Annotated in this window: 25 protein-coding genes; 11 read left to right on the top strand and 14 right to left on the bottom strand. The window is 67.9% G+C overall.

The annotated features are described in order from the left end of the window. Positions 1 to 12: 12 nt before the first annotated feature. Positions 13 to 255 carry a DUF2789 domain-containing protein gene (locus J2X20_RS05625; protein WP_310262026.1) on the top strand — a complete coding sequence of 81 codons (243 nt, stop codon included), beginning with the start codon at positions 13 to 15 and terminating at the stop codon, positions 253 to 255. A gap of 18 nt (positions 256 to 273) precedes the next feature. On the opposite strand, the gene J2X20_RS05620 is transcribed toward J2X20_RS05625, so the two are convergent. The 6 genes from J2X20_RS05620 to J2X20_RS05595 all read right to left on the bottom strand — a co-directional run bounded on the left by J2X20_RS05620 (position 274) and on the right by J2X20_RS05595 (position 8,197). Beyond that, positions 274 to 1,383 carry an EAL domain-containing protein gene (locus tag J2X20_RS05620; protein WP_310262023.1) on the bottom strand — a complete coding sequence of 370 codons (1,110 nt, stop codon included), beginning with the start codon at positions 1,381 to 1,383 and terminating at the stop codon, positions 274 to 276. 124 nt (positions 1,384 to 1,507) lie between these two features. Continuing rightward, on the bottom strand, positions 1,508 to 3,235 hold the full coding sequence (locus tag J2X20_RS05615) for a bifunctional protein-serine/threonine kinase/phosphatase (protein ID WP_310262020.1): 1,728 nt from the start codon (positions 3,233 to 3,235) through the stop codon (positions 1,508 to 1,510). Between the two features lie 7 nt (positions 3,236 to 3,242). Beyond that, positions 3,243 to 4,055: a formate/nitrite transporter family protein gene (locus tag J2X20_RS05610; RefSeq protein ID WP_310262018.1), complete on the bottom strand. Its 813-nt coding sequence runs from the start codon at positions 4,053 to 4,055 to the stop codon at positions 3,243 to 3,245. A 29-nt stretch (positions 4,056 to 4,084) separates the two neighbouring features. Then, positions 4,085 to 4,408 (bottom strand): nitrite reductase small subunit NirD, encoded by a 324-nt coding sequence (nirD, locus tag J2X20_RS05605; protein ID WP_310262016.1) that lies wholly within the window; start codon positions 4,406 to 4,408, stop codon positions 4,085 to 4,087. Positions 4,409 to 4,424: 16 nt separating this feature from the next. Beyond that, positions 4,425 to 6,947, bottom strand: a complete 2,523-nt coding sequence (gene nirB / locus J2X20_RS05600) for a nitrite reductase large subunit NirB (RefSeq protein WP_310262014.1) — start codon at positions 6,945 to 6,947, stop codon at positions 4,425 to 4,427. A 290-nt stretch (positions 6,948 to 7,237) separates the two neighbouring features. After that, entirely contained in the window at positions 7,238 to 8,197 is a 960-nt protein-coding gene (locus tag J2X20_RS05595) for an MBL fold metallo-hydrolase (protein WP_310262011.1), read from the bottom strand. 47 nt (positions 8,198 to 8,244) lie between these two features. On the opposite strand from J2X20_RS05595, the gene def reads away from it, so the two are divergent. Beyond that, positions 8,245 to 8,784 carry a peptide deformylase gene (gene def / locus J2X20_RS05590; RefSeq protein ID WP_310262008.1) on the top strand — a complete coding sequence of 180 codons (540 nt, stop codon included), beginning with the start codon at positions 8,245 to 8,247 and terminating at the stop codon, positions 8,782 to 8,784. A gap of 73 nt (positions 8,785 to 8,857) precedes the next feature. Further along, positions 8,858 to 10,921, top strand: coding sequence for a DUF6600 domain-containing protein (locus J2X20_RS05585; protein ID WP_310262005.1), 2,064 nt, complete (start codon positions 8,858 to 8,860; stop codon positions 10,919 to 10,921). Positions 10,922 to 10,927: 6 nt separating this feature from the next. Here J2X20_RS05585 and J2X20_RS05580 read toward each other — a convergent pair whose 3' ends face one another. Further along, positions 10,928 to 11,572: an arylesterase gene (locus J2X20_RS05580; RefSeq protein ID WP_310262002.1), complete on the bottom strand. Its 645-nt coding sequence runs from the start codon at positions 11,570 to 11,572 to the stop codon at positions 10,928 to 10,930. Between J2X20_RS05580 and J2X20_RS05575 the strand changes: the two genes are divergently transcribed. Beyond that, complete coding sequence (locus tag J2X20_RS05575) at positions 11,571 to 12,242, top strand: ABC transporter ATP-binding protein (protein ID WP_310261999.1); 672 nt, start codon at positions 11,571 to 11,573, stop codon at positions 12,240 to 12,242. The genes J2X20_RS05580 and J2X20_RS05575 overlap by 2 nt on opposite strands. On the opposite strand, the gene J2X20_RS05570 is transcribed toward J2X20_RS05575, so the two are convergent. From J2X20_RS05570 to J2X20_RS05545, 6 genes are all read right to left on the bottom strand, one after another. Further along, positions 12,239 to 13,465 (bottom strand): cystathionine gamma-synthase family protein, encoded by a 1,227-nt coding sequence (locus J2X20_RS05570; RefSeq protein ID WP_310261995.1) that lies wholly within the window; start codon positions 13,463 to 13,465, stop codon positions 12,239 to 12,241. The two genes, J2X20_RS05575 and J2X20_RS05570, sit on opposite strands and share 4 nt — an antisense overlap. 77 nt (positions 13,466 to 13,542) lie before the next feature. Beyond that, positions 13,543 to 14,346 carry a peptidylprolyl isomerase gene (locus tag J2X20_RS05565; RefSeq protein ID WP_310261992.1) on the bottom strand — a complete coding sequence of 268 codons (804 nt, stop codon included), beginning with the start codon at positions 14,344 to 14,346 and terminating at the stop codon, positions 13,543 to 13,545. Positions 14,347 to 14,422: 76 nt separating this feature from the next. Next, entirely contained in the window at positions 14,423 to 14,683 is a 261-nt protein-coding gene (locus J2X20_RS05560; RefSeq protein WP_310261990.1) for a BolA family protein, read from the bottom strand. Beyond that, complete coding sequence (locus J2X20_RS05555; protein WP_310261988.1) at positions 14,680 to 15,312, bottom strand: septation protein A; 633 nt, start codon at positions 15,310 to 15,312, stop codon at positions 14,680 to 14,682. Before J2X20_RS05555 ends, J2X20_RS05560 begins: the two co-directional genes overlap by 4 nt. Then, complete coding sequence (msrB, locus tag J2X20_RS05550; protein WP_310261986.1) at positions 15,309 to 15,725, bottom strand: peptide-methionine (R)-S-oxide reductase MsrB; 417 nt, start codon at positions 15,723 to 15,725, stop codon at positions 15,309 to 15,311. Before msrB ends, J2X20_RS05555 begins: the two co-directional genes overlap by 4 nt. Further along, complete coding sequence (locus J2X20_RS05545) at positions 15,722 to 17,170, bottom strand: protein adenylyltransferase SelO (RefSeq protein ID WP_310261984.1); 1,449 nt, start codon at positions 17,168 to 17,170, stop codon at positions 15,722 to 15,724. Before J2X20_RS05545 ends, msrB begins: the two co-directional genes overlap by 4 nt. 134 nt (positions 17,171 to 17,304) lie before the next feature. Between J2X20_RS05545 and J2X20_RS05540 the strand changes: the two genes are divergently transcribed. The 6 genes from J2X20_RS05540 (at position 17,305) to J2X20_RS05515 (ending at position 24,157) form a co-directional block, all read left to right on the top strand. Beyond that, positions 17,305 to 18,951, top strand: a complete 1,647-nt coding sequence (locus J2X20_RS05540) for a 3-(methylthio)propionyl-CoA ligase (RefSeq protein ID WP_310261981.1) — start codon at positions 17,305 to 17,307, stop codon at positions 18,949 to 18,951. Between the two features lie 87 nt (positions 18,952 to 19,038). After that, the gene (locus J2X20_RS05535) at positions 19,039 to 20,295 is read left to right on the top strand and encodes a branched-chain amino acid ABC transporter substrate-binding protein (protein WP_310261979.1); all 1,257 of its coding nucleotides are present in this window, start codon (positions 19,039 to 19,041) and stop codon (positions 20,293 to 20,295) included. 133 nt (positions 20,296 to 20,428) lie between these two features. Then, the gene (locus tag J2X20_RS05530; RefSeq protein WP_409034155.1) at positions 20,429 to 21,388 is read left to right on the top strand and encodes a branched-chain amino acid ABC transporter permease; all 960 of its coding nucleotides are present in this window, start codon (positions 20,429 to 20,431) and stop codon (positions 21,386 to 21,388) included. Beyond that, positions 21,388 to 22,683: a branched-chain amino acid ABC transporter permease gene (locus J2X20_RS05525; RefSeq protein ID WP_310261973.1), complete on the top strand. Its 1,296-nt coding sequence runs from the start codon at positions 21,388 to 21,390 to the stop codon at positions 22,681 to 22,683. The genes J2X20_RS05530 and J2X20_RS05525 overlap by 1 nt, the downstream gene beginning before the upstream one ends. Next, positions 22,680 to 23,450: an ABC transporter ATP-binding protein gene (locus J2X20_RS05520; RefSeq protein WP_310261970.1), complete on the top strand. Its 771-nt coding sequence runs from the start codon at positions 22,680 to 22,682 to the stop codon at positions 23,448 to 23,450. The genes J2X20_RS05525 and J2X20_RS05520 overlap by 4 nt, the downstream gene beginning before the upstream one ends. Continuing rightward, positions 23,447 to 24,157 (top strand): ABC transporter ATP-binding protein, encoded by a 711-nt coding sequence (locus tag J2X20_RS05515; RefSeq protein WP_310261967.1) that lies wholly within the window; start codon positions 23,447 to 23,449, stop codon positions 24,155 to 24,157. The genes J2X20_RS05520 and J2X20_RS05515 overlap by 4 nt, the downstream gene beginning before the upstream one ends. A 10-nt stretch (positions 24,158 to 24,167) precedes the next feature. On the opposite strand, the gene J2X20_RS05510 is transcribed toward J2X20_RS05515, so the two are convergent. After that, the gene (locus J2X20_RS05510; protein ID WP_310261964.1) at positions 24,168 to 24,680 is read right to left on the bottom strand and encodes a diguanylate cyclase domain-containing protein; all 513 of its coding nucleotides are present in this window, start codon (positions 24,678 to 24,680) and stop codon (positions 24,168 to 24,170) included. 220 nt (positions 24,681 to 24,900) lie between these two features. On the opposite strand from J2X20_RS05510, the gene J2X20_RS05505 reads away from it, so the two are divergent. Beyond that, positions 24,901 to 25,455 carry an ECF-type sigma factor gene (locus J2X20_RS05505; RefSeq protein WP_310261962.1) on the top strand — a complete coding sequence of 185 codons (555 nt, stop codon included), beginning with the start codon at positions 24,901 to 24,903 and terminating at the stop codon, positions 25,453 to 25,455. The last annotated feature ends 2 nt before the right edge of the window (positions 25,456 to 25,457 follow it).

The raw sequence follows: 25,457 nt of genomic DNA, 5'->3' as shown, positions 1-25,457 counted from the left end.
GGAATCAAGACCATGGACAGCCCGTTTCACAGCTTCTCCGACCTGTTCAGCCAGCTCGGTTTGCCAGCCGACGATGCTGGCATTGCCGCCTTCCTGAGCGCCCATGCGCCGCTCGGGGCCGGCGTGCCCTTGGCCGAGGCCTCGTTCTGGACTCCCGCCCAGGCCACGCTGCTGAGGGAGGAACTGCTCGAAGACGCCGATTGGGCCGAAGTGGTGGACAGGCTCAGTGCGGCATTGCAGCAGGCGCCGGGCTGACGCCCGCCAGGCGGGCTGCTACAGCTTGTCCACCATGACCGGCTTGCCGGTCAGATAGCCCTGGATGAGGCGAAAGCCCATGTCGCGACAGATCTCGGCCTCGGCCTCCTGCTCGACGCCCTCGGCCAGGGGGATGGAGCCCAGCTCCAGCACCATGCGCACCAGGTCGCGCACCATGCGCTGCTTGCGCTCGCTGGCCTCATGCAGATTGCGCACGATGCCCATGTCGAACTTGACGAAATGGGCCGGCACCTCGGCCAGTTCGTTCAGGCGGGCCTGGCCGGCACCGAAGTCGTCGTAGGCGAAGGCCACACCTATGCCCTTGAGCCTCTCGGCCAGCTCGCGCATGCGCTCGACCTCGACCACCGCGCTTTCATGCACCTCCACCACCAGCTTCGGCCGCTCCGGCAGGGCGAGCAGGGTGTGCAGGGACTGGAAGAAGGCCTCCGAGAAGGTCTCGCTCGGATGGGCATTGACGAAGACATGCACGCCCTGGGCCTTGGGTGCCAGCGCCCGCACGCCGTAGGAGCGGAAGGCTTCGCTCAGCTCGGCCTCGCGGCGCAGCGTGGCGGCCATCATGAAGAGATGCATGGGCGAGCCGGGCAGGTCGGGGTGGGTGCTGCGCCCCAGCAGTTCGTAGGCGAGCAGGCGGCCGGTGCGGGCATCGACGATGGGTTGCGCCGCCGCCGTCAGGCCGCGGCCGCCCAGGAACTCCAGGAATTGCGCCTCCTGGCGGACAAAGTTCTGGCTCAGGGGGTTGGTGCCCGGCACCACCATCGTGCGCATCGGACGGGGCTCGGAGACGGTGGCCGCGGCCAGGGTCTCGTCGTGGGTCAGGCGGAACTCGGCAGTGCAGAAATGGATGATGTCGTTGGGCGCCAGCTGCCGCGGGCCCGCCAGGCGCTCGTGATTGACGAAAGTGCCGTTGGTGCTGCCCAGGTCGACGACCAGCAGTCCTCCGACCTCATCGGCCTGCAACTCGGCGTGCCGGCGGGACAGCCCCTGGGCTTCGATGGTCAGGTCATTGCCCTGATCGCGACCCACGCTGAACGGCAGCCTGTCGATGCGATGCGTGACGCGTGCACCGTCGGCGGCCACGCTCTCCAGAAACCACGGCGTACTGCCCATTCATGCCCTCCACGCTCCCCGCCGCGAATCGGCGGCGCCGCACTCCCGGTGCGGGCTGCGGGATGAGCACATTCTGAAACATATTCGCCGGCGATGAGCACCGGTGCTTCCCTCGGTTTGGGGGCTAGTGGCCCGTTACACGTAGGCCGAGCAGCACCAGGGTCGATAGCCCGAAACCCAGGGTCAGCACGCGCCAGAACAGCAGCGGGTGGCGCTGCTGCAGCGGCGTGCGGTCGCGGCTCATGAATTCGGGGCCGGGGGCATAGAGGTCGTGCGCGAACTCGGACAGCGCCTGCTGGCGGCGTGCCGGCTGCGGGTGCAGGGCCTTGCGCAGAACGCGGTCCAGCCATTCGGGCAGGTCGGGGCGGCGGGTGCGCAGCGGTACGTATTGCAGCTTGTGCAGGTCGCGCGGGCCGCGCACCTGGGGCACCTGCAGGCCGTAGGGCAGCTCGCCGGTCAGCATCTGGTAGGCCAGCACGGCCAGCGAAAACAGCTCGGACACCGGCGTGCCGCCGTCGCCGGTGAAGTATTCGGGCGCCGTGTACTGCAGGCTGCCGGCGATGTCGGTGGCGCGCGCGTCGCCCAGGCCCTCGTTCAGGCCCGCGACATGGGCCGAGGCCAGATCGATGAGGATGACGGTGCCCTGGCGGTCGATCATCAGGTTCTCGGGCCTCAGGTCCTGATGCAGCATCTCCTTGCGATGCAGGGCCTGCAGGCCGCGGGCGATCTGGTCGACGAGCTGGCGCACTTCGTCGAGACCCGGCTTCGGGTGGTCGGTCATCCACTGGGCCAGGGTCTGGCCGGTGATGAATTCCATCGCCGTGAAGAGGTGTTCGCGGCGCTTCTCGGCCGGCGCGGCCTTGATGACGTGAGGGCTGTCGACGCGTCGGGCCACCCATTCCTCGGTGGCGAAGCGGTCCAGCGCCTTGGGGTCGCTGCCCATGTCGGTGGAGGGCAGCTTGAGGGCCCATTCGCGGTCCTGGGCGTCGACGGCCAGCACGACCTGGCTGCGCGCGCTGGCATAGAGCTCGCGGATGACGCGATAGCCCTCGAACTCCATGCGCGGCGCCAGCCGCGGCGGCAGGCGCAGGCGCTCGCGCCGCACCGGGGGGCTGAGCTGGTCGGGCAGGGACTCGACACGGGCCAGCATGACGGTGGCGTTGTCCTGGCTGCCACGCGCCAGAGCCGCGGCGACGAGGGCCTGGGCGGCGGCCTGCAGGTCGTTGCCATGCCGAGCGAGGGTGTTGATGACCAGCAGCGGGTCCAGGTGCTCGTAGGCGCCGTCGGTGGCCAGCAGATAGGTCTCGCCCACCTCGGTGGGCCAGCAGGCGTGATCGATCTCCAGATGCGGGCCTAGCCCCAAGGCCCGGCCGAGATAGGTCTGGCCGCCGTCCAGGCGCACGCGGTGGTCGTGGCTCAGCTGCTCCAGCGCCGTCGGGTGGACGCGGTAGGCGCGCGTGTCGCCAACATGCAGCAGATGCACCTCGCGGCCCTTGAAGACCAGGGCGCTGAAAGTGCAGACATGGCCTCTGTCCTTGTCGAAGCGGCCGTCGCCGCGTTGGGTCTGGGCGTGCAGCCAGCCGTTGGTGGCGGCCAGCACGCATTGGGCGGCGCGGCGCACCGTCCAGGCCTCGGAGGTGCCGTAATAGTCCTCCAGGAAGCCGCGCACCGCGGCCGCGCTGGCCACCTGGCTGACCGGGCTGCTGCTGATGCCATCGGCAATCGCCAGCGCAATGCCGCGCGAGCGGCGCTGGGCGTCGGTCGGCAGGGCCGCGCCGTGGAAGTCCTGGTTCAGCGGCTTGGAGCCAGCCTCGGAGTGCTGGCCCAGCGCCAGTCTCAGCGCCGCGCCCATGGCCGGGTCAGCTCAGCACGCGCTTGGGGGCCGTCTTGTAGTGCGTCGAGTACAGCGTCAGGCCGACGAAGGTCAGGCCGCCGACGAGGTTGCCGACGACGGTGGGGATCTCGTTCCAGATCAGATAGTCCATGATGGTGAACTTGCCGCCCAGCATGAGCCCTGACGGGAACAGGAACATGTTGACGATGCTGTGCTCGAAGCCCATGTAGAAGAACACCATGATGGGCATCCACATGCCGATGGCCTTGCCCGACACCGAGGTCGACATCATGGCCGCGACGACACCGGTGGACACCATCCAGTTGCACAGCACGCCGCGGATGAAGAGGGTCAGCATGCCGGCGGCGCCATGGGCCGCATAGCCCACCGTGCGGCCTTCGCCGATGCTGCCGATCTTGACGCCGACGGCATTGGGCGCCTCGCTGAAGCCAAAGGTGAAGATGATGGCCATGAAGACAGCCACCGTCATCGCCCCGGCGAAGTTGCCGAAGAACACCAGCGTCCAGTTGCGCAAACACCCGCCCCAGGTGGCCCCGGGACGCTTGTCCAGCACGGCCAGCGGCACCAGCGTGAACACGCCGGTCAGCAGGTCGAAGCCCATCAGATAGAGCAGGATGAAACCCACCGGGAAGAGCAGGGCGCCGACCAGCGGGTTGCCGGTGTTGACGCTGACCGTGATCGCGAAGGCCGCGGCCAGCGCCAGGATGGCGCCGGCCATATAGGCCCGGATCAGCGTGTCGCGCGTGGACATCAGCAGCTTGGATTCACCGGCATCGACCATCTTGGTCACGAATTCGGTGGGTACGACGTAGGCCATGGGTTGTCTCCTCTTTCGCCTGGGTTTGTTCAGTTCAGCGCCACGAGGACGCGGCCGTCCTGCACCTGCACCGCATGGGCCCGTACCGATTGCTCGGGGGCTTCCAGGCATTCGCCGGTGGTGAGGTCGAAGTGGTTCTTGTAGAGGGGCGACGCGACAACGATGCGTTCGCCCAGGTTGCCGATCAGGCCGCGGGCCAGCACGCTGGCGCCGGAGCGCGGGTCGATGTTGTCGATGGCGTGGAACCGGTCGCTGCCGACGCGGAACACGGCCACATGGCGCTCGCCGACGAGGGCGGCCACGCCGGTGTTGGGCAGGATGTCGTCGACGCTGCAGATGGGGGTGTAGGTCATGGCTCTTCCTTCTTGATCAGACGGTGGCTTCATCGCGCTCTTCGGCGCGCGCCGGGCGGATCTGGCCGCGCTCCTGCACGAAGACGATCTGCTCGTCGCGCTTCTCGCTGTTGATGAAGGTACGGAAGCGCTGGCGCACTTCGGGCGTCGTGACGGCCGTCTTCCACTCGCATTGGTAGGTGTCGACAACGACCTGCATCTGCGCCTCCAGCTCGGCGCCAAGACCCAGGCTGTCGTTGATGACGACGTCCTTCAGATAGTCCAGGCCACCTTCGAGGTTGTCGCGCCAGGTGCTGGTGCGCTGCAGGCGGTCGGCCGTGCGCACATAGAACATCAGGAAGCGGTCGATGTACTTGATCAGGTCGGCCTTGCTGAGGTCGCTGGCGATCAGCTCGGCGTGGCGCGGCTTCATGCCGCCATTGCCGGCGACGTAGAGGTTCCAGCCCTTGTCGGTGGCGATGATGCCGACGTCCTTGCCCTGGGCCTCGGCGCATTCCCGCGTGCAGCCCGAGACGCCGAACTTGATCTTGTGCGGCGCGCGCAGGCCCTTGTAGCGGTTCTCGATCTCGACGGCCAGGCCGACCGAGTCGTCCACGCCGTAGCGGCACCAGGTGCTGCCGACGCAGCTCTTCACCGTGCGCAGGGCCTTGCCATAGGCGTGGCCGCTCTCGAAGCCGGCGGCGATCAGCTCCTCCCAGATGAAGGGCAGCTGCTCGACGCGGGCGCCGAACATGTCGACGCGCGCGCCGCCGGTGATCTTGGTGTACAGGCCGTATTTCTTGGCCACCTGGCCGACGGCGATGAGGCCGTCGGGCGTGACTTCGCCGCCCGGCATGCGCGGCACCACCGAGTAGCTGCCGTCCTTCTGGATATTGCCGAGGTAGTAGTCGTTGCTGTCTTGCAGCGCCGCCAGTTCGGGCTGCAGCACGAAGTCGTTCCAGCAGGACGCGAAGATGCTGGCCGCGGCGGGCTTGCAGATGTCGCAGCCCAAGCCGGTGCCGTGCTTGTGCAGCAGGTCGCTGAAGGTCTTGATGCCGCCGACGCGGATCAGGTGATACAGCTCCTGGCGCGAATGCGGGAAGTGCTCGCAGAGATGGTTGTTGACGGCCATGCCGCGCTTGGCCATCTCGAACTTCATGACCTGGGTGACCAGGGGCACGCAGCCGCCGCAGGTGGCGCCGGCCTTGGTGCAGGCCTTGAGGGCGCCAATGGTCGTCGCGCCTTCGCCGACGGCCGCGCAGATCTGGCCCTTGCTGACGCTGTTGCAGGAGCAGAGCTGGGCGCTGTCGGGCAGGGCGTCGGGCCCGAGGCCGACCTTGGCCTTGCCGTCGCTGCTGGGCAGGATGAGGAACTCGGGGTCGGCCGGCAGCTTGATGCCGTTGAGCTGCATCTGCTGCAGCGTGCCGTACTCGGCCGCATCGCCCACCAGCACGGCGCCAAGCAGCTTCTCGCCGTCTTCGCTGACGACGATCTTCTTGTAGACCTGCTTGCGCTCGTCGACGAACTGGTAGCTGCGGCTCTTGGCCGTCTTTCCATGGGCGTCGCCGATGCTGGCCACGTCCACGCCCATCAGCTTGAGCTTGGTGCTGAGGTCGGCACCGGGGAAGGCGGCCTCGGTGTCGCCGGCGATGTGGCGGGCCGCCACGCGGGCCATCTCATAGCCGGGGGCGACCAGGCCAAAGGTCTGCTCGTTCCAGGCCGCCACCTCGCCGATGGCGTAGACGTTGCGGTCGCTGGTGCGGCAGTGGTCGTCGATGACGACGCCGCCGCGCGGGCCGATGGCCAGCACGCATTGGCGGGCCACTTCGTCACGCGGGCGGATGCCGGCGGAGAAGACCAGCATGTCGGTTTCCAGCCAGGTGCCGTCGTTGAAGACGAGGCGGTGGCGGGCCATGGCGCCGTCGGTGATCTCGACGGTGTTGCGGTTGGTATGGACCTCGACGCCCAGGGCCTCGATCTTTTCGCGCAGCACGCGGCCGCCGGTCTCGTCGATCTGCACGGCCATCAGGCGTGGCGCGAACTCGACGACATGGGTGTGCAGGCCCATATCGCGCAGGGCCTTGGCGCATTCCAGTCCCAGCAGGCCGCCGCCGATGACGACGCCGCTCTTGGAGACCCTGCCGCTGGCCTGCATGGCCTCCAGGTCTTCGATGGTGCGGTAGACATGGCAGTGCGGGCGATCGCGGCCCGGCACGGACGGCACGAAGGGGTAGGAACCGGTGGCCAGCACCAGCTTGTCGTAATGGATGACCTCGCCGTCGGCCAGCGTGATGCTGTGGTCGCGGCGCTCGATGGCCACGGCCTTGGCGCCCAGGCGCAGCTGGAAGCCGGTCTTCTCGAAGAAGCCCGCGGGCACCAGGGACAGATCCTCGGCCGATTTACCCGAGAAGAACTCGGACAGATGCACGCGGTCATAGGCCGGGCGCGGCTCCTCGCACAGCACCGTCACCTGCACGTCGGCGGCAGCGGGGCCCTCCGCGAGGGACTCGAGAAATTTCTGGCCCACCATTCCGTGGCCGATGAGGACGATGTGCTGCATGTCTGTTCTGGGCGAAGCAGGCTGCGCCGATCCGGCCTTGCAGGGCCGGATCGGAGCCACCAGTAAGAAGGCCCCGAGAGCAGCGGTCTGCTCGGTCGGGGCCGGAAGATGAGGTTCGCCGCCTTTGGCGATGCTTCTGCGGAAGCAGAGGGCCGCTTCAGCGCGGCGCCTCACCTCCTGCTTCGCAAGGACCATGCCTGCGCCAGAAAAGGGGCATCACCCATGAGCCGGCCTGCAGCTGGCACAGGGGCGGTGCGGCGCGATGCACCGCGACGGGGCGCGTCGCCCCGTCAGCGGGCCGGGCGGTCCAGCATCACTTCCAGGCCCTGGGCGTTCAACTCGGCGTCCAGGGCCAGCCAATCCGCCGCCGCGGCCATGTCGCCGCGGTAGCCATGGCCTTGCACGCGGGCCAGATAGGCGGCCAACAGGCCGCCCTTGAGGGTTTCATGGCGGTTGGGCGCGTCTTTCAGCAACTGGGCCAGGGCGACCATCTCGTCCACCTGCTCCAGCATCACGGCGGCCAGGCGCTGTACCTCTGCCACCGAGCCGCCGATGCGGCCGTAGTGGGTGACCTGCATGGCGACCGGCTCGGCGGCCAGCAGGCGGGCCACGGTGGCCTTCAGCGCCTCGGGCTCGAACTGCACCGGCGTGCTGGTGGGCAGGATCCAGGCGCGGCCGTCGACGTCGAAGGCGCGGTAGGACAGGCCGAAGGTGTCGCCGGTGAACCAGCTGCGGCTTTTCTCGTCCCAGATGGCGTGGTGGTGCTTGGCGTGGCCGGGGCTGTCGATGAAGCGCAGCGGCCGGCCGGCGAGATGGACGATCTGCTCGTCGTGCGTGGCCTCGGCGCGCTCGGCCGGCACCGGCACCAGCTTGCCATAGCTGCGCTGCATCTCCTCGTCGCCATAGACGGCCAGGGCGCCCAGCCACAGCGCTTTCGGGTCCACCATATGGCGCAGGCCGCGCGGGTGGACGAGGGCGCGGGCGCGGGGCAGAGCCTCCATCAGCAGGCCGACGCCGCCGGCATGGTCGAGATGGACGTGGGTCGGAATGACCCAGTCCACGGCATCGGTCGCCAGCCCCAGCGCATTCAGCGCGGCCAGCAGGCGCGGCACGGCGTGGTTGGTGCCGGTGTCGATGAAGGCGGCGTGGCCGTTCTCCACCATCAGATAGGCTGCGTCGAAGCGCGGGCGCTGGAAGCCGGTGTCGATGGCGTAGATGCCGTGGCCGAGGTCTTCGATGAAATCAAGCATGCGGGGCTTCCTAGAATCGCCGGTCACGATAGCCGAAGGAGGCCCGGGTGGCCGTTCACGAGATTCTGAAGATGGGCGACCCGCGCTTGCTGCGCGTTGCCCAGCCGATCACCGAATTCGGCACGCCCGAATTGAAGTTGCTGATCGCCGACATGTTCGAGACCATGGCTGCCGCCAACGGCGCCGGCCTGGCCGCGCCGCAGATCGGCGTGGACCTGCGCCTGGTCATCTTCGGCTACACCAAGAACGTCCGCTACCCGGACGCGCCGCCGGTGCCGCCCACCGTGCTGATCAACCCGGTCATCGAGGTGCTGGACGGCGGCCGCACCGAGGGCTGGGAAGGCTGCTTGTCGGTGCCTGGCCTGCGCGGCGTCGTCGAGCGCGACGAGCGCATCCGCTACACCGGTTTCGATGCCGAGGGCCAGCCCATCGACCGCATCGCCGACGGCTTCCACGCCCGTGTCGTGCAGCATGAGTGCGATCACCTGGACGGCATCCTCTATCCGATGCGGGTGAAGAACTTCGCGCGCTTTGGCTACACCTCGGTGCTTTTTCCCGAACTGGACCCGGCGTCGGACGACGACTGATTGCAAAACTTGTAAGCGCGGTGCACCGCGAGCGGGGCTTGTGCGTTGCGCAAGCGTAAAGGAGCATCGGCTCATGACCACGTCCATCGAATCCAAGCTTGTCCTGAAGCGCAGCAGCTGGCGCACGCTGGCCCTGACCCTGCTGATCGCCATCGCACCGGCCGTCCAGGCCCAGGACACCGACCGCGACCCGCCCACCCGTGCGGCCCGTGTCGTCGACGTCATTGGCGACGCCTGGCTGTTCGACCACGACACCCGTGAATGGACACGCCTGACGCGCAACCAGACCATCGGCGAAGGCGACCGCGTGCGCACCGACGATCGCGCCCGCATCAGCCTGCGCACCGGTTCGACGACGATCTGGATCGACGAGCGCAGCGACCTGGAGCTGAGCCAGCTCGACGAAGGCCAGACCCTGCTGCAGATCGACCGCGGCGATGTCGCCCTGCGCCTGCGCTCGCCCGAGAACGCCGCTGAGACGCGGCTGCGCACCCGCGAGGGCACGGCCCAGCCCGAGCGCGAAGGCCTCTATCGCGTCGAGCAGCTGGACCGTGGCAGCAAGATCTATGTCTGGCAGGGCCGCATGCGCTTCGAGTGGGCGCGCGCCGCCTCGCCCGTGCACATGGGCACCGGCGAGCAGGTTGAGCTCTGGTGGCCCGATGGCCCGCGCGCCGAGCGCTCGCCGCTGTACAGCGATGGCTTCGGCGACTGGGTGCTGGCCGAAAGCCGCGAGGAGGGCGAGCGCCCCGTCGCCCGCTATGTCTCGCCCGAGATGACCGGCGCCGAGGATCTGGACCGCTATGGCCGCTGGGAGACCGCGCCCGAGTACGGCACGGTCTGGATCCCGACCACCATCGCCGTGGCCGACTGGGCACCCTACCGCTATGGCCGCTGGACCTGGTCGCGCCACTGGGGCTGGACCTGGGTGGACGACAGCCCCTGGGGCTTCGCGCCCTTCCACTATGGACGCTGGGTGAACTGGGGCGGCCGCTGGTGCTGGGCCCCAGGGGCCTATGTGCATCGGCCCGTCTATGCGCCGGCCCTGGTGGGCTGGGTGGGCAGCGGGTCCGTCAGCGTCGGCATCAGCATCGGCAGCCGCCCGCCGCCGCCGCGCTACGGCTGGTATCCGCTGGCGCCGCGCGAGGTCTACCGGCCGGCCTATCACCACAGCCCGCGCTATGTGAACCGCATCAACGACCCGCGCGACGTGCGCGACCCGGTGACCGTGCAGCGCCCGCACCGCTACCGCGACGTCCCCGCCGCTGTCAGCACCTTGCCGGCACCTGGTGCCGCCATCCAGCCCCTGCCAGTGCGTGGCCCCGACCGCAAGCCCGAACCGGGTTGGAACCGCCCGCTGCCGACGGCGCCGGGCCGTGGCGACCTCGCCGCGGTGCTGCCCGCCGCTCCGACACGCCCGCCCGAGGCGGAGCTGCCGCGCCGCACGCCGCGTCCGCCTGAGGCCAATATGGGCTGGCGCAGCCAGGGCCAGCTTCCCCTGCGCCGTGATCGCCCCGAAGGGCAACCGCAGGCTCCGGTGCCCGCGCTGGCCCAGCCGGCCATGCCTGTCGTCGTGCCGCAGCCCCAGCAGGCTCAGCTGCCCCAGCAGCAGCCTCAGCCTCGCCCGGGCGTGGAGCAGCCGCAGCGCGGCGGCGACAACATGCCCTGGCGCGCCCAGCAACAGCAGCGTGAGGCCCAACAGCGCGACATGCAGCAGCGCGAAGCCCAGCAGCGCGAGGCTCAGCAACGCGAAGCCCAACAGCAGCGCGAGATGCAGCAACGCGATGCCCAGCACCGCGAAGCCCAGCAGCGTGAGATGCAGCAGCGCCGCGAGGAGATGCAGCAGCGCGAGCAGCATCTGCAGCAGCAACAACAGCGCGAGATGCAGCAGCGCGAAATGCAGCAGCGCGAAATGCAGCAGCGCGAGATGCAGCAGCGTCGTGAGGAACAGCAGCGCCGTATGCCCCAGCCTGAACCTCAGCGTCAGGCCGAGCCTCCGCGCGTCCAGGTGCCGCAGCCGCAACCCCAGCCGCAGGCCCAACCTCGCGCCCAACCGCGCGACGAAGGTCCGCAGCGCGGCCGCCAGGACGGCCCGGCCAAGGAGCGCCGCGGTGACCAGCCGCGGCAGAACGAGCGCTAGAAGCCCTTACAGCAGCGGCTTCAGGGCCGGCCAGACGTTGTCCAGCATCAGCGGGTGCGCCTTGGCCAGGGGGTGGATGCGGTCGCCCTGGAACCAGTCCATGGCGTCCGCCCGGTCCGCGACGCCCTTGAGCAGAAACGGCACCAGGGCGGCCTTGGCCTGCTTGGCGACCTGTTCGAACAGCTCGGCAAATTCCTTGCCGTAGGCCGTGCCGTAATTGGGTGGCACCTGCATGCCGGCGATCACGACCTTGGCGCCGGCCTCCTGGGCCGCGCGCGCCATGGCCAGCAGGTTGTCGCGCGTGCTCGCCAGCGGCAGGCCGCGTAGCGCGTCATTGCCACCCAGCTCGAGGATGACGATGGCCGGCTTGTGGGTGCGCAGGGCCACCGGCAGGCGGCTGCGGCCGCCCGAGGTGGTGTCGCCGCTGATGCTGGCATTGACGACGCGGTAGGGCTTCTTCTGTTCGGCCAGGCGCTTTTGCAGCAGGGCCACCCAGCCGTCGCCGGCCTTGAGGCCATATTCGGCCGACAGGCTGTCGCCGACGACCAGCACCACCGGCGCCTCGGCGGCCGCAGCAACCCCTGACGACCAGCTCGCCAGAGCCCCCAGGCTAAAGTGCGCCAACACCCATCGCCGCCGCAGTCCCGACATGCCCGAAGCCCTTGTTCAAGTTGACCAGATCACCAAGCGCGTGCGCGACGCGACCGGGGAGCTGACGATTCTGCATGACATCAGCTTCGAGCTGACCGCCCAGGAGTCGGTCGCCATCGTCGGCGCCTCCGGCTCGGGCAAGAGCACGCTGCTGGCCATCCTCGCGGGCCTGGACACGCCCAGCGACGGCTCGGTGAAGCTGCGCGGCCAGGACCTGTTCACGCTGGACGAGGACGAGCGCGCCGCCGTGCGCGCCCGGGAACTCGGCTTTGTGTTCCAGAGCTTTCAACTCTTGCCCAATCTGACGGCGCTGGAGAACGTCATGCTGCCGCTGGAATTGCGCGGCGAACGCGACGCGCGCGAGCAGGCCGCGGCCATGCTGGCCCGCGTCGGTCTGGGCGAGCGCCTGGGCCACTATCCGCGCGTGCTGTCGGGCGGCGAGCAACAGCGCGTGGCGCTGGCGCGCGCCTTCGTGCTGCGCCCGGCCCTGCTGCTGGCCGACGAGCCGACGGGCAGCCTGGATTTCGCGACCGGTGCCTCGGTGATGGAGCTGATGTTCGAACTCAACCGCGAAGCCGGCACGACGCTGGTGCTCGTGACCCACGACCGTGAGATCGCGGCGCGCTGCGAGCGCCAGCTCCGTATCGAAGCCGGGCGCCTCGCGGCTTAAGCGAGCGCCTGGTCGAAGTCGGCGATCAGGTCCTCGGCCGCTTCCAGGCCCACGGACAACCGCACCAGGCCTTCGGCAATGCCCATGGCGGCGCGCGCTTCGCGGCCCATCTCCCAGAAGATGGTCGGCGCGACGGGGATGATCAGCGTGCGCGTGTCGGCCAGGCCGGTGGCCTTGAGCGGCAGGCGCAAGCGGTTCAGCACCTCGACGATGCGCTCGGGCGCGCGCAATTCGAAACTCATCATCCAGGAGCCGCTGCCGAACCAGGCCTTGGCCTCGGCGTGCTCGGGGTGGCTCTCCAACAGCGGGTAGTGCACCTTGGCGATGGCGGGATGCGCCGCCAGATGGCGGGCCAAGGTGAGGGCGGTTTCGCTGCTGCGCTGCAGGCGCAGCGTCAGCGTCTCGGCGCCGACCAGGATGCGGTGGGCGGCCTCGCTGGACAGGGTGCCGCCCATGTCGCGCAGGCCCTTCTTGCGGATCTGCTGCAGGCCCCAGCCGCGCGGGTCGCCCTGGCGGTAGGCCGAAAAGATGTTGGGATAGCTCGACCAGTCGAAGCAGCCGGTGTCGGTGATGGCGCCGCCCAGGGCCTCGCCATGGCCAGCCAGGGTCTTGGTCAGCGAGTTCATCACCAGGCCGGCGCCGAAGCGCCTGGGCTGGCACAGGGCCGGCGAAGTGACGGTGTTGTCGACGACATAGAGCAGGCCATGCTCGCGGCATAGCGTGCCCAGGCCTTCGAGCTCGGGAATGCGGGTGCTGGGGTTGGCAATGGTCTCGACGAAGACCATGCGCGTCTCGGGCCGCAGCGCGGCCTGCACGGCGGCGACATCACCGGCGTCGACGCGGCTGACCGCGATGCCCAGCCCCTCCAGCGTCTGGAACAGGCTGTTGGTGTTGCCGAAGACGCGGGCGCTGGTGACGAGGTGGTCGCCGGCCTTGAGCAGGGTCAGGAAGAGGGCGCTGAGGGCCGCCATGCCGGTGGCGAAGCTGACCGTGCCGGTGCCGCCCTCGAGCTCGGTGATGACGGCCTCCAGCGCCGCCGTTGTCGGTGTGCCCTGGCGGGCGTAGTTGAAGCTGCCCTTGACCTTGCCCTGGAAGACGCCGATCAGGTCCTCGACGTTCTCGTAGGCGTATTGCACCGAAGGGTGGACGGGCACGTGGACACCGCCGGATTGGCGGTCGCCACCGGCGGCGTGGACGAGGCGGGTGCTGAGGGCGTCGGACATGGTGTGGAAGGGTTCAGGGTCCAGATGGCAGAAGACCCGCCGGAGCGGGTCTTCGGGGAAGCGAACCGCGCGGCGGCTTACTTGCTGAAGGTGTAGTCCGTCTTGGCCTTCTTGATCAGGCCTTCCTGGAACTCGGCCATCTTCTGCTGCTCGATGCGCTGCTTGATCTGGGCCTTGACGTCGTCGAAGGCCGGGAAGGTGGCGGGGCGGATGTCTTCGAGCTTGATGATGTGGTAGCCGAACTGGCTCTTCACCGGCTCCTGCGTCATCTCGCCCTTTTGCAGGGCCGTCATGGCCTTGCTGAATTCGGGCACGAAGTTGTTCGGGTTGGCGAAGTCCAGGTCGCCACCGTTGGCGGCGGAGCCGGTGTCCTTGGAGTTCTTCTTGGCCAGCTCCTCGAAGTTGGCGCCGCCCTTGATCTGGGCGATGAGGGCCTTGGCGTCCTCTTCCTTCTCGACCAGGATGTGGCGGGCACGGTATTCGCTGCCGGTGTTGGCGGCCTTGAACTTGTCGTACTCGGCCTGGGCTTCGGCGTCGGTGACGGGGTTCTTGCTCTTGAAGTCCTCCATCAGGCCGCGGATCAGCAGCATCTGGCGGGCCAGGTCCATCTGGGCCTTGTAGTCGGCGCCCTGGGGGATGCCGCGCTTCTCGGCTTCCTGCATGAAGATCTCGCGGCGGACGACCTCGTCCTTGACCTGGGCTTCGAGCTCGGGCGAGCGCTGCTGCTGGCCGCTCTTGGTGACCTGCTGGATCAGCGTCTCGACGCGCGCCTTGGGCACGGGCTTGCCGTTGACGGTGGCGACGTTCTGCGCGATTGCGGCAGCCGGCAGCAATGCCGAAATGGAGGCCGCGACGACGGCGGCGAGCGCAAGCTTCTTCATGGATGGGGGGTGTGAATCAGGCTAAAAAAATCGCGCCCGGCTGCGGGGCGCGCGGTTCAATCATGCTCGACCTGGCTCAGGGTTCACCCGGGGCGCGGGCGTCGATGGCCAGCGCGTGGATGCCGCGCTGCATCAGGTCGGACAAACAATGATAAACGAGGCGGTGACGGGCCAATCTTTGCAGGCCGGTAAAGCGGTCCGACCGGACAGCCACGTGAAAGTGGCCGCCCTCGCGGGCGCCGGCGTGACCGGCATGCTGGGCGCTGTCGTCGCGGATGCTCAGTTCGGTCGGCGCGAGCTCGGCGCGCAGCCGGCGTTCGATCTCGGTGGCGATCACGACGGCGTGTCCTCTTCGGGCGGCAGATGCTTGCTGAGGTAGAGGCCCTGGGCGAGCGTGAACAGCACGATGAGGCCGGTCACGCCGAAGACCTTGAAGTTGGCCCAGGCCGAGGTCGAGAAGTGATAGGCCACGTAGAGGTTGGCCACGCCCATGACGGCGAAGAACAGCACCCAGGCCCGGTTCAGTCGCAGCCAGATGGCGTCGGGCAGCTGCAGCTCGGTGCCGAGCATGGCCTGGATCAGGTTCTTGCCGAACCAGGCCTGGGAGATCCACAGCGTCAGCGCCATGGCCCAGTGCAGGCCGGTGGGCTTCCACTTGATGAAAGTCTCGTTGTGGAACCAGACGGTGGCGCCGCCCAGGGTCACGACCAGCACCAGGCTGATCCACAGCATCAGGTCGATCTTCTTGCCGCGCAGCTTCAGGATGGCCGCCTGGGCCAGCGTGGCGACCATGACGACCAGCGTGGCCAGCAGCACGGGGGCTTCCTGGGCGCCGACGACGCCGCCGGAGACGAGGAAGCCGAAATGCTCGGTCGAGAACGCGGCCGCTGCGTCGGCATGACCTTCGGCACCCTTGAAGGCGACGAAGAAGAGGATCAGCGGAAGAAAGTCGAGCAGTAACTTCATGCGCCGGGATTGTCTTTCACGAAATCGATGGCGGCCGAGTTGATGCAGTAACGCTCGCCGCTGGGCTCGGGTCCGTCGGGGAAGACGTGGCCGAGATGGCTGCCGCACTTGTTGCAGCGCACTTCCACGCGCACCATGCCGTGGCTGCGGTCAACGACGCGCTCGATGACCTCGCTGTTGACCGGCGCCCAGTAGCTCGGCCAGCCGCAGCCGGCGTCGAACTTGGTGTCCGACTCGAACAGCGGCGTGCCGCAGCCGATGCAGTTGTAGTGGCCGTCCTTGAAGTGGTCCCAGTACTTGCCGGTGAAGGCGCGCTCCGTCGCGGCATGGCGGGCGACCTGGTATTGCATGGGGTCCAGCTGCTCGCGCCATTCGGCATCGGTCTTCTGGACGGGGTAGGGCTTGTCGTTCATGAGGAGCAGGAGACTTCGAGGGTGGAGGCCCAGTCGGGCGGCAGGGCCGCGTCGCTGGGGACTGCGGGTTCGTCGAACGGCCGGCTCAGAACTTTCAACAGGCGTTCGATCTCCGTGAAATCCTGCTGCTGGGCGGCACGGATGGCGCCCTCGGCGAGGTGGTTGCGCAGCACGACGGCCGGGTTGATGGCCAGCATGCGCGCCTCGGCACCCGGCGTGACGCGGGCGCGCCAGCGGGCCAGCCAGGCGTCCGCGGCCTCGCGGTCGATGAACATGTCGCGCAGCGGCTCAGGCTGGCTCAGCGCACGGGACAGGCGGCGGAAGGTGATCGTGAAGTCGGCGCTGGAGGCGGCCATCAGCTTCAGCAAGTCGTCGGCCAGGGCCTGGTCGCCGGCGTCCTCGCCCTCCAGGCCGAGCTTGGCGCGCAGTCGGCCCAGCATCTGCTCGGCGAAGCGCCCGCGGTAGGCCTCCACCGCCTCCAGCAGCCGTTCGCCGGCGGCCTCCTGTTCGCCCTCCAACAGCGGCACGAAGGCCTGGGCCAGGGCATGCAGGTTCCAGAACGCGACGGCCGGCTGGCGCGCATAGGCGTAGCGGCCGCGGTCGTCGCTGTGGTTGCAGACATGGCCGGGGTTGAAGGCATCCATGAAGCCAAAGGGCCCGTAGTCCAGGGTGAGCCCCAGCATGGACATGTTGTCCGTGTTCATGACGCCATGACAGAAACCTACTGCCTGCCAATGCGCGATGAGGTCAGCAGTCTGCAGCGACACCTTGCGCAACAGCGCGACGGCCGGTTCGGGCGCGTCGGCGCATTCGGGGGCGTGATGGGCAATGAACCAGTCCACCAGGCGGCGCAGCGCATCGAGCTGGTCGTGGTGGGCGAAATGCTCGAAATGGCCGAAGCGGATGAAGCTGGGCGCGACGCGGGTGACGACGGCCGCCGTCTCCACCGTCTCGCGGATGACGGGCAGGCGCGAGCCGGTGATGCACAGGGCGCGCGTCGTCGGCACACCCAGCGCCGCCATAGCCTCCGAGCAAAGGAATTCGCGGATGGACGAGCGCAGCACCGCGCGGCCATCGCCGCGGCGGGAGTAGGGCGTCATGCCCCCGCCCTTGAGCTGCAGTTCCTGCGGGCCCGAGGGCGTGTCCAGCTCGCCCAGCCACAGCGCGCGGCCGTCGCCCAGCTGGCCGGCCCAGACGCCGAACTGGTGGCCGCTGTAGACCGAGGCCAGTGGCTGCATGCCGGGCCAGGCGCCATTGCCGGACAGGGCGGCCAGCGCTTCGGGTCGTGTGGTCCAGTCGGCGGGCAAACCGAGCAACTGGGCGCAGTCGGGGCTTTGCGCCACCCAATGCGGGTCGGGCAGGCCCTGGGCCGGCAGCTCGGTGAAGAAGTCGGGCCCCAGGCCAGCGAAACGATTGGTCCAGGCGAGGCCGTCGAAGGGGTTCATCGCACCAGTTTAGTGAGAGGGCCTTTCACCTCGCTCACCTGGGTGTTTCCCCGGGGTCCGAGGGTCGCGGTTGTGACGTTTCAGTCAACACAGTGGCGACTAGACTGGGTCGATAAGACCGCCAGGAGACAACCATGGCATTGATGGGCCGGATGATGTCGGATCCGCTGCTGATCTCGTCGCTGCTGAAGCACGCCGAGCGGCATTCGGGCGAGACCGAGATCGTCAGCAAGCGGGTCGAGGGCGACCTGCACCGCAGCAATTGGCGCGAGGTGGCGCGCCGTTCGCGCCAGGCCGCGCAGGCCTTCGCGCGCCTGGGTTGCCAGCCCGGCGACCGCATCGCGACGCTGGCGTGGAACGGCCACCGCCACATGGAGATCTACTACGGCAGCTCGGGCTCGGGCCTGGTCTGCCACACCATCAACCCGCGCCTCTTCCCCGAGCAGATCGTCTGGATCGCCAACGACGCCGAAGACCGCGTGCTGTGCTTTGACGCGACCTTCCTGCCCCTGGTCGAAAAGATCGCGCCGGCGCTGAAGACGGTGAAGCACTTTGTGCTGATGAGTTCGCGCGCCCACATGCCGGCGAACACGGCCATCCCCAATCTGCTGTGCTTCGAGGACCTGCTGGCTGCCGAGACCGGCGACTACGTCTGGCCGCAGTTCGACGAGAACACCGCCTCCAGCATCTGTTACACGTCCGGCACCACCGGCAACCCCAAGGGGGCCGTCTACAGCCATCGCTCCACGGTGCTGCATGCCTACGCAGCAGCCCTGCCGGACGCGATGGACTGCTCCAGCCGCGACGTCATCCTGCCCGTCGTGCCGATGTTCCATGTGAACGCCTGGGGCCTGCCCTACAGCGCGGCCATCGTCGGCTGCAAGTTCGTGCTGCCTGGCCCGCATCTGGACGGCAAGAGCCTGTACGAGCTGTTCGAGAGCGAGAAGGTCAACTTCAGCGCCGGCGTTCCCACCGTCTGGCTGGGCCTGTTGAACTACGTCAAGGCCAACAACCTCAAGTTCTCGACCTTCAAGCGCACCGTCATCGGCGGCTCGGCCTGCCCGCCGGCGATGATGAAGTCGCTGCAGCAGGACTATGGCGTCGAGGTCATCCATGCCTGGGGCATGACGGAGATGTCGCCGCTGGGCACCTTGTCCAAGCTGACGACGCGCCAGCTCGACCTCCCGGCCGAAGCCCAGCAGCGCCTGCTGGAGAAGCAGGGCCGCGTCGTCTACGGCGTGGACATGGCCATCATCGACGACGAGGGTCGCTCCCTGCCCTGGGACGGCCAGAGCTCGGGCAACCTCGTCGTGCGCGGCCACTGGGTCATCTCCCGCTACTTCAACCACGACGAGTCGCCGCTGGTCAGCGTGGATGGCGAGCCCGGCTGGTTCCCGACCGGCGACGTCGCCACCATCGACGCCGACGGCTTCATGCAGATCACCGATCGCAGCAAGGACGTCATCAAGTCCGGCGGCGAGTGGATCTCCTCCATCGACCTCGAGAACATCGCCATGGCTCACCCGGCCGTGCACGAGGCCGCCGTCATTGCCGCCAGGCATCCCAAGTGGGACGAGAGGCCGCTGCTGGTCGTCGTGAAGAAGCCCGAGGCGACCGTCACGCGCGAGGAATTGCTGGCCTTCTACGAGGGCCGCATCGCCAAGTGGCAGATTCCCGACGACATCGTCTTCGTCACCGAGATTCCGCACACGGCCACCGGCAAGGTGCAGAAGCTCAAGCTGCGCGAGCAGTTCCTGAGTCACGTGCTGCCGACGGCTTGAGCCGTCGTCTGGGGTAAGCACGGGACTGCATGGCAGCCGGGCTGGATTAACTTTCGTTCACATTCAGAGCCACAACAGGAGACAAGCATGTTCGACATCACTTCGGCCCAAGTCCGCCGCCTGCCGCGCGCATTGACGGCCGTTGCCGTGCTGGCCTTGACGGCCGGTGCCGCCCATGCGCAGAAGGGCGAGACAGTCAAGCTGGCCTACATCGACGCGCTCTCCGGCCTGATGGGCCCGGTGGGCCAGAACCAGGTCAAGACCTTCCAGTTCCTCGGCGAGAAGTTCAACAAGAGCAACCCGGCCGGCGTGAAGTTCGAGATCGTCACCTTCGACAACAAGCTCAGCCCCGCCGAGTCGCTGAACCTGCTGAAGGCCGCGGCCGACCAGGGCATCCGCTACATCATGCAGGGCAACGGCTCCAGCGTCGCGCTGGCCCTGAGCGATGCCGTGGCCAAGCACAACGAGCGCAACCCGGGCAAGGAAATCGTCTACCTGAACTACTCGGCGGTGGACCCCGACCTGACCAACAGCAAGTGCAGCTACTGGCACTTCCGCTTCGACGCCGACACGTCGATGAAGATGGAAGCCCTGACCACCTTCATGAAGGACCAGGCCGACGTCAAGAAGGTCTATCTGCTCAACCAGAACTACGCCCACGGCCACCAGGTCGCCAAGTACGCCAAGGAGATGCTGGGCCGCAAGCGCCCCGACGTGCAGATCGTCGGCGAGGACCTGCACCCGCTGGCCCAGGTGCGCGACTTCGCGCCCTATGTCGCCAAGATCAAGGCCAGCGGCGCCGACACCGTCATCACCGGCAACTGGGGCTCGGACCTGGCCCTGCTCGTCAAGGCCGCCAACGAGGCCGGCTACAACGGCAAGTTCTTCACCTACTACACCGGCGTTTCGGGCACGCCGACGGCGCTGGGCACGGGCGGCGCGGGCCGCGTCTTCCAGGTGGCCTACAGCCACTACAACATGGGTGGCCAGGCGCAGAAGGATGCCGAGGAATACAACAAGAAGTTCAACGACGACATGTACACGCTGAGCGTGCAGCACATCTACACGCTGCTGAGCCAGGCCATGGCCAATGCCAAGTCCACCGACCCGGTCAAGGTCGCCGCGGCCATGGAAGGCCTGAGCGTCAAGAGCTTCAACGGCGAAGTGACGATGCGCAAGACCGACCACCAGCTGCAGCAGCCGCTGTTCATCTCGGTCTGGCAGAAGGCCGATGCCAAATACCCCTACAGCCCCGAGAAGACGGGCATGACGCTGGCGCCAGTGAAGATGTACGACAGCTATGTGTCGTCGACGCCGACGTCCTGCCAGATGAAGAGGCCCTGAGCCCCTGGGTGCCTGACTCGACCGCGCCCCGCTCGCGAGCGGTGGCGCGATCCTCCTGACTTTGCCGGCCACCGCCTTGGATCAAGTCTTCATCAATCTGCTGAACGGCCTGTCGTCCGGCCTGCTGCTCTTCATGCTGAGCTCGGGCCTGACGCTGATCTTCAGCATGATGGGCGTGCTGAACTTCGCGCACGCCAGCTTCTACATGGTGGGCGCCTATATCGCCTACACCCTGGTCGGCATCCTCGGCTTCTGGCCGGCCTTGCTGCTGGCGCCGATCGCGGTCGGCATGCTGGGCGCGGGCTTCGAGCGCCTGGCGCTGCGGCGGGTGCACAAGTTCGGCCATGTGCCCGAGCTCTTGATCACCTTCGGCCTGTCCTATGTGATCCTGGAGTTGGTGCAGCTGATCTGGGGGCGCACGGCCGTGCCCTTCACGCCGCCCGAGGTGCTGCAGGGTTCGGCCTTCACCATCATCTCGACGCCGGGCCAGGGCATGTCCTTTGCGCTGGGCAAGGCCGCGCCCGAGCTCTGCGCCGCGGCGTTGTGCTCCACCTTCCCGCTGACGCGGGCCTTCATGATGCTGGTGGCCCTCTTGATGCTGCTGGCCCTGTGGCTGCTGCTGACGCGCACCCGCGTCGGCCTCGTCATCCAGGCCGCGCTGACCCACCCCGAGATGGTTGAAGCCCTGGGGCACAACGTGCCGCGCGTGCTGATGCTGGTGTTCGGCAGCGGCTGCGCGCTGGCGGCGCTGGCCGGCGTCATCGGTGGCATCACCTTCGTCACCGAACCGAACATGGCCATCATCGTCGGCTCCATCATCTTCGTGGTGGTGGTGGTCGGTGGCATCGGCTCGCTGGCCGGCGCCTTTGTCGGCTCTCTCGTCATCGGCCTGCTGCAGACGCTGCCGCTGACGGTGGACGCCTCGCTCGCCTCCGCGCTGACGTCGATGGGCTTCACCGTCACGCCGGAAACGCCCGGCTACCCGGTGCTGCGCCTGGCGCTGAAGGACGTTGCCCAGATCCTGCCCTATCTGCTGATGGTGCTGATCCTGATCTTCCGGCCCAAGGGCCTCTTGGGAACCCGGGAGGACTGATGAGCCAGGCCAAGGAATTCCATTTCAAGCCCCATAACGTCGGGCGCTGGATCGTCTGGGGCTTGTTCGCCCTCATCCTCTTCGTCGCGCCGCGCATCTGGACCAGTGGCCTGGCCCAGACCATGCTCACGCAGATGGGCATCGGCGTCATCGCCTGCCTGGCCTACAACATCCTGCTCGGCCAGGGCGGCATGCTGAGCTTTGGCCATGCCGTCTACAGCGGCATGGGCGCCTTCCTGGCCATCCATGCGCTGAACATGGCCGGCGCGGGGACCCTGGGTGTGCCGGTCAGCCTGATTCCGCTGGTGGGCGGCCTGGCCGGCCTGGTGTTTGCGGCCATCCTGGGCTATGTGTCGACCAAGAAGGCCGGTACGCCCTTCGCGATGATCACCCTGGGCATCGGCGAGCTGGTCTTCGCGCTGGCGCTGATGCTGCCGGAGTTCTCGGGCGGCGAGGGCGGCGTGTCCAGCAACCGCGTCATCGGCAAGCCGCTGATGGGCATCAGCTTCGGGCCGCAGATCCAGGTCTATTACCTCGTCGCCATCTACTGCTTCATCTGCACGGCGGCCATGTTCGCGCTGACGCGCACGCCGCTGGGCCGCATGCTGAACGCGGTGCGCGACAACCCCGAGCGCGTCGAGTTCGTCGGCTACAACACCCACTGGGTGCGCTTCATGGCCTTCACGATCTCGGGCTTCTTCGCCGGCATCGCGGGCGGCCTGGGCGCCATCAACACCGAGATCGTCAACGGCGAGGTGCTGCATGCGTCGCGCTCCGGGGCCTATCTGCTGTTCACCTTCCTCGGCGGTGCGACCTTCTTCTTCGGCCCCATCATCGGTGCGGTGCTGATGGTCTTCTGCGGCGTGCTGCTGTCGGAGCTGACCAAGGCCTGGCTTCTCTACCTGGGCCTGATCTTCCTTTTCATGGTCATGTACGCGCCGGGTGGCTTCGCGAGCCTGATCCTGATGAATCTGCGCGTCGCGGCCTTTGGCAAGTTCAAGAAGCTCTGGACCTCGTATCTTGCGCTGGCCGGCACGGCCCTGGCGGCCCTGATCGGCGCGGCAACCATGATCGAGATGGTCTACCACCGCCAGCTCAACGAGGCCCTGGGCCCGGAGCTGAGGTTCATGGGCGCCACCCTGAACAGCGCCGGCCTGGACGCCTGGTTCGGCGCCGGCTTCCTCATCGTCATCGGGGTTGCGCTCTTCGAACTGGTGCGCCGCCAGTACGTGCACGAGTGGGGCGAGATCCAGGAAGACATCGAGAAGGAAATCAAGCGGAGGGAAGCCCTGTGAGCCACGCGCTTGAGTTGCGCGACGTGCGCAAGAGCTTCGGCAAGAGCGAGATCATCCGCGGCGCCAACCTGGCCGTGCAGGCCGGCGAGCGCGTCGCCATCATCGGCCCCAACGGTGCCGGCAAGAGCACGCTGTTCAACCTGATCAGCGGCCGCTTCGCGCCGACCTCGGGCGAGATCCATCTGCATGGCCAGCGCATCGACGGCAAGAAGCCCTTCGAGATCAATCGCCAGGGCCTGTCGCGCAGCTTCCAGGTCTCCAACCTGTTCACGCGGCTGTCGGTGTTCGAGAACATCCGCTGCGCCGTGCTGTGGAGCCTGGGCCACCGCTACGCCTTCTGGAAGTTCCTGGCCGACCTGGACGACGCCAACGACCGCACCGAGCAGATCCTGGAGATGATCAAGCTCGACAAGCGCCGCGACGTGCTGGCCATGAACCTGACCTATGCCGAGGCACGGGCGCTGGAGATCGGCATCACCATTGCCGGCGGCTCCAGCGTCATCCTGCTGGACGAGCCCACGGCCGGCATGAGCAAGAGCGAGACCAAGCGCTTCATTCAGCTGATCCGCGACGTGACGGTGGGCAAGACCCTGCTGACGGTGGAGCACGACATGGGCGTCGTCTTCGGCCTGGCCGACAAGATCGCAGTGCTGGTCTATGGCGAGGTCATTGCCTTCGACACGCCGGATGCGGTGCGCGCGAATGCGCGGGTGCAGGAGGCCTATCTGGGCTCCGTGCTCGCAGAAACACAGGCGGCGGCAGCATGAGCGAAGGCAGACTCCTGAAGCTGGACAACGTCCATGCCTTCTATGGCAAGAGCCATGTGCTGCACGGCGTCAGCATGGAGGTGAAACCCGGTGAGATCGTCAGCCTGCTGGGCCGCAACGGCGCCGGCCGCTCCACCACCGTCAAGACCATCATGGGCCAGGTCGACGCCAAGGGCTCGGTGCAGTGGGGTGAGCAGGAACTGGTGGGCCGCAAGGCCTACGAGATCGCCCATCAGGGCATCGGCTATGTGCCCGAGAACCGCGACATCTTCCCCAAGCTGACGGTGCACCAGAACCTGATGCTGGGCGAGAAGACCAGGAACAAGACCCCGCGTTGGAGCTTCGAGGACATGTACAAGATGTTCCCGCGGCTCAAGGAGCGCCAGCACACCGAGGCTGGCGTGCTGTCCGGCGGCGAGCAGCAGATGCTGACGCTGTGCCGCACCCTGATGGGCGACCCCGACCTCATCATGATCGACGAGCCCACCGAGGGCCTGGCACCCAAGATCGTCGAGCTGGTGGCGGAGTACCTCAAGGAGCTGAAGAACCGCGGCATTGCGGTGCTGCTGGTCGAGCAGAAGCTGGCCATCGCAATGGAGATCTCCGAGCGCTGCTATGTGATGGGGCACGGCCGCATCGTCTTCGAGGGCACGCCGGCCGACCTGCGCGCCAACGCCTACATCCGCAAGGAGTGGCTGGAGGTGTAAGGCAAGGCGCTCAGTCGCCACCCGCCTCCGGCAGATTGGCGCGCGCCGCTTCCGCCAGCTCGGCACCATTGCGCCCGGCCTGCGGATAGACCGCCGTCCCCAGGCGCACACCCACCTGCATCAGCCGGCCGTCGACGCCATAAGCGCCCCGGAGCGCCTGCCGCAGCCGCTGCTCGACCAGCCCCGCCTCCGCCGCGCCGGCGGCCACCAGCAGCACCGCAAAGCATTGCTCGCCCATATGCACCACCTCGTCCGCGCCGCGCACGCGGTTGCGCAGGCGCAGGCTGACGGTCTGCATCAGGTGGTCGCGCTCGGCCGGGCCCAGGCTGTTGTCGGGGCGAGTCCGCAGTTCGATCTCCAGCCACAGCAGGGCGAGCTGTTCACCCTTGCGGCGGCATTGCGCGAACTGGCGCGACACGCGCAGGCCGAAGGCGGCGGTCGAGTCAGCCTGTGGCAGCTGCGTGTACATGCCGGCACGCTCGGAAGCAGGGAGGTTGTTGACGAGCTGGGGGGCTTGGGACATGGCGTCGGTGGGTGGGTTGGCGTGGAAGGTTGAGGCGCGGCGGCGGCGCGGCCCCGGCTTGAGCCGGCTCCCTGGCCCCGCTTGGCCGTCGCTCCTCATCCATCAAAACGGTGGCGGTCCGACAAACCCGACATCGGGACGCAAAAATATTTGTCGCCAGCCGGCCCGGGGGCCCTTCACCAGCCCACGAGCCGGCGTTACAAGCCGTTAGAGTCCGGCCGTGCAAGCCATCACCCAATTGCTGCAGGCCGCCCGGCTGGGCGATCGCGCCGCCGCCGACCAGGTGGTGGCACAGCTCTATGTGGACTTGCAGCGCCTGGCGCGCCGCCATGTCCGCGACGCGGGTCATCTGACCCTGCTGGACACGACGGCCCTGGTGCACGAGGCCTGGTTGCGCGTGGCTGGCACCCCAGGCGCCGAGTTCCCGGACCGGCGCCACTTCCTCGCCTACGCCGCCCAGGCCATGCGCTCGGTTGTCGTCGACCTGGTGCGCGCCCGCCGAGCGGAGCGGCGCGGCGGCGGTGAGGCCCATCTGACGCTGGACACCGTGCTGGCCGACCAGCTACCGCAGGGTGACGAGGATGTGCTGCGCGTGCACGAGGCCCTGGACGAACTGGCCCAGCTCGAGCCCCGCCTGGCCCAGGTCGTCGAGATGCGCTACTTCGCCGGCCTGCGGGAGCCGGAGATCGCCGAGGCCCTGGGCGTGACCGAACGCACCGTGCAGCGCGACTGGCAGAAGGCGCGCCTCTTCCTCTCCTTGAGCTTGGCCGCCTGATC

It is taken from the genome of Roseateles saccharophilus, from assembly GCF_031458095.1.
In the GTDB taxonomy this organism is placed as follows: Bacteria; Pseudomonadota; Gammaproteobacteria; order Burkholderiales; family Burkholderiaceae_C; genus Pelomonas; species Pelomonas saccharophila_A.
The sequence above is the reverse complement of the archived record's forward strand: the minus strand, read 5'-3'. Positions and strand labels throughout refer to the sequence as shown.

Coding starts and splice junctions, on each gene's coding strand:
- J2X20_RS05625 (WP_310262026.1), top strand. CDS start 13: ATGGACAGCCCGTTTCACAGCTTCTCCGACCTGTTCAGCCAGCTCGGT.
- J2X20_RS05620 (WP_310262023.1), bottom strand. CDS start 1,383: ATGGGCAGTACGCCGTGGTTTCTGGAGAGCGTGGCCGCCGACGGTGCA.
- J2X20_RS05615 (WP_310262020.1), bottom strand. CDS start 3,235: ATGGGCGCGGCGCTGAGACTGGCGCTGGGCCAGCACTCCGAGGCTGGC.
- J2X20_RS05610 (WP_310262018.1), bottom strand. CDS start 4,055: ATGGCCTACGTCGTACCCACCGAATTCGTGACCAAGATGGTCGATGCC.
- nirD (WP_310262016.1), bottom strand. CDS start 4,408: ATGACCTACACCCCCATCTGCAGCGTCGACGACATCCTGCCCAACACC.
- nirB (WP_310262014.1), bottom strand. CDS start 6,947: ATGCAGCACATCGTCCTCATCGGCCACGGAATGGTGGGCCAGAAATTT.
- J2X20_RS05595 (WP_310262011.1), bottom strand. CDS start 8,197: ATGCTTGATTTCATCGAAGACCTCGGCCACGGCATCTACGCCATCGAC.
- J2X20_RS05585 (WP_310262005.1), top strand. CDS start 8,858: ATGACCACGTCCATCGAATCCAAGCTTGTCCTGAAGCGCAGCAGCTGG.
- J2X20_RS05575 (WP_310261999.1), top strand. CDS start 11,571: ATGCCCGAAGCCCTTGTTCAAGTTGACCAGATCACCAAGCGCGTGCGC.
- J2X20_RS05580 (WP_310262002.1), bottom strand. CDS start 11,572: ATGTCGGGACTGCGGCGGCGATGGGTGTTGGCGCACTTTAGCCTGGGG.
- J2X20_RS05570 (WP_310261995.1), bottom strand. CDS start 13,465: ATGTCCGACGCCCTCAGCACCCGCCTCGTCCACGCCGCCGGTGGCGAC.
- J2X20_RS05565 (WP_310261992.1), bottom strand. CDS start 14,346: ATGAAGAAGCTTGCGCTCGCCGCCGTCGTCGCGGCCTCCATTTCGGCA.
- J2X20_RS05555 (WP_310261988.1), bottom strand. CDS start 15,312: ATGAAGTTACTGCTCGACTTTCTTCCGCTGATCCTCTTCTTCGTCGCC.
- msrB (WP_310261986.1), bottom strand. CDS start 15,725: ATGAACGACAAGCCCTACCCCGTCCAGAAGACCGATGCCGAATGGCGC.
- J2X20_RS05545 (WP_310261984.1), bottom strand. CDS start 17,170: ATGAACCCCTTCGACGGCCTCGCCTGGACCAATCGTTTCGCTGGCCTG.
- J2X20_RS05540 (WP_310261981.1), top strand. CDS start 17,305: ATGGCATTGATGGGCCGGATGATGTCGGATCCGCTGCTGATCTCGTCG.
- J2X20_RS05535 (WP_310261979.1), top strand. CDS start 19,039: ATGTTCGACATCACTTCGGCCCAAGTCCGCCGCCTGCCGCGCGCATTG.
- J2X20_RS05530 (WP_409034155.1), top strand. CDS start 20,429: ATGCTGAGCTCGGGCCTGACGCTGATCTTCAGCATGATGGGCGTGCTG.
- J2X20_RS05525 (WP_310261973.1), top strand. CDS start 21,388: ATGAGCCAGGCCAAGGAATTCCATTTCAAGCCCCATAACGTCGGGCGC.
- J2X20_RS05515 (WP_310261967.1), top strand. CDS start 23,447: ATGAGCGAAGGCAGACTCCTGAAGCTGGACAACGTCCATGCCTTCTAT.
- J2X20_RS05510 (WP_310261964.1), bottom strand. CDS start 24,680: ATGTCCCAAGCCCCCCAGCTCGTCAACAACCTCCCTGCTTCCGAGCGT.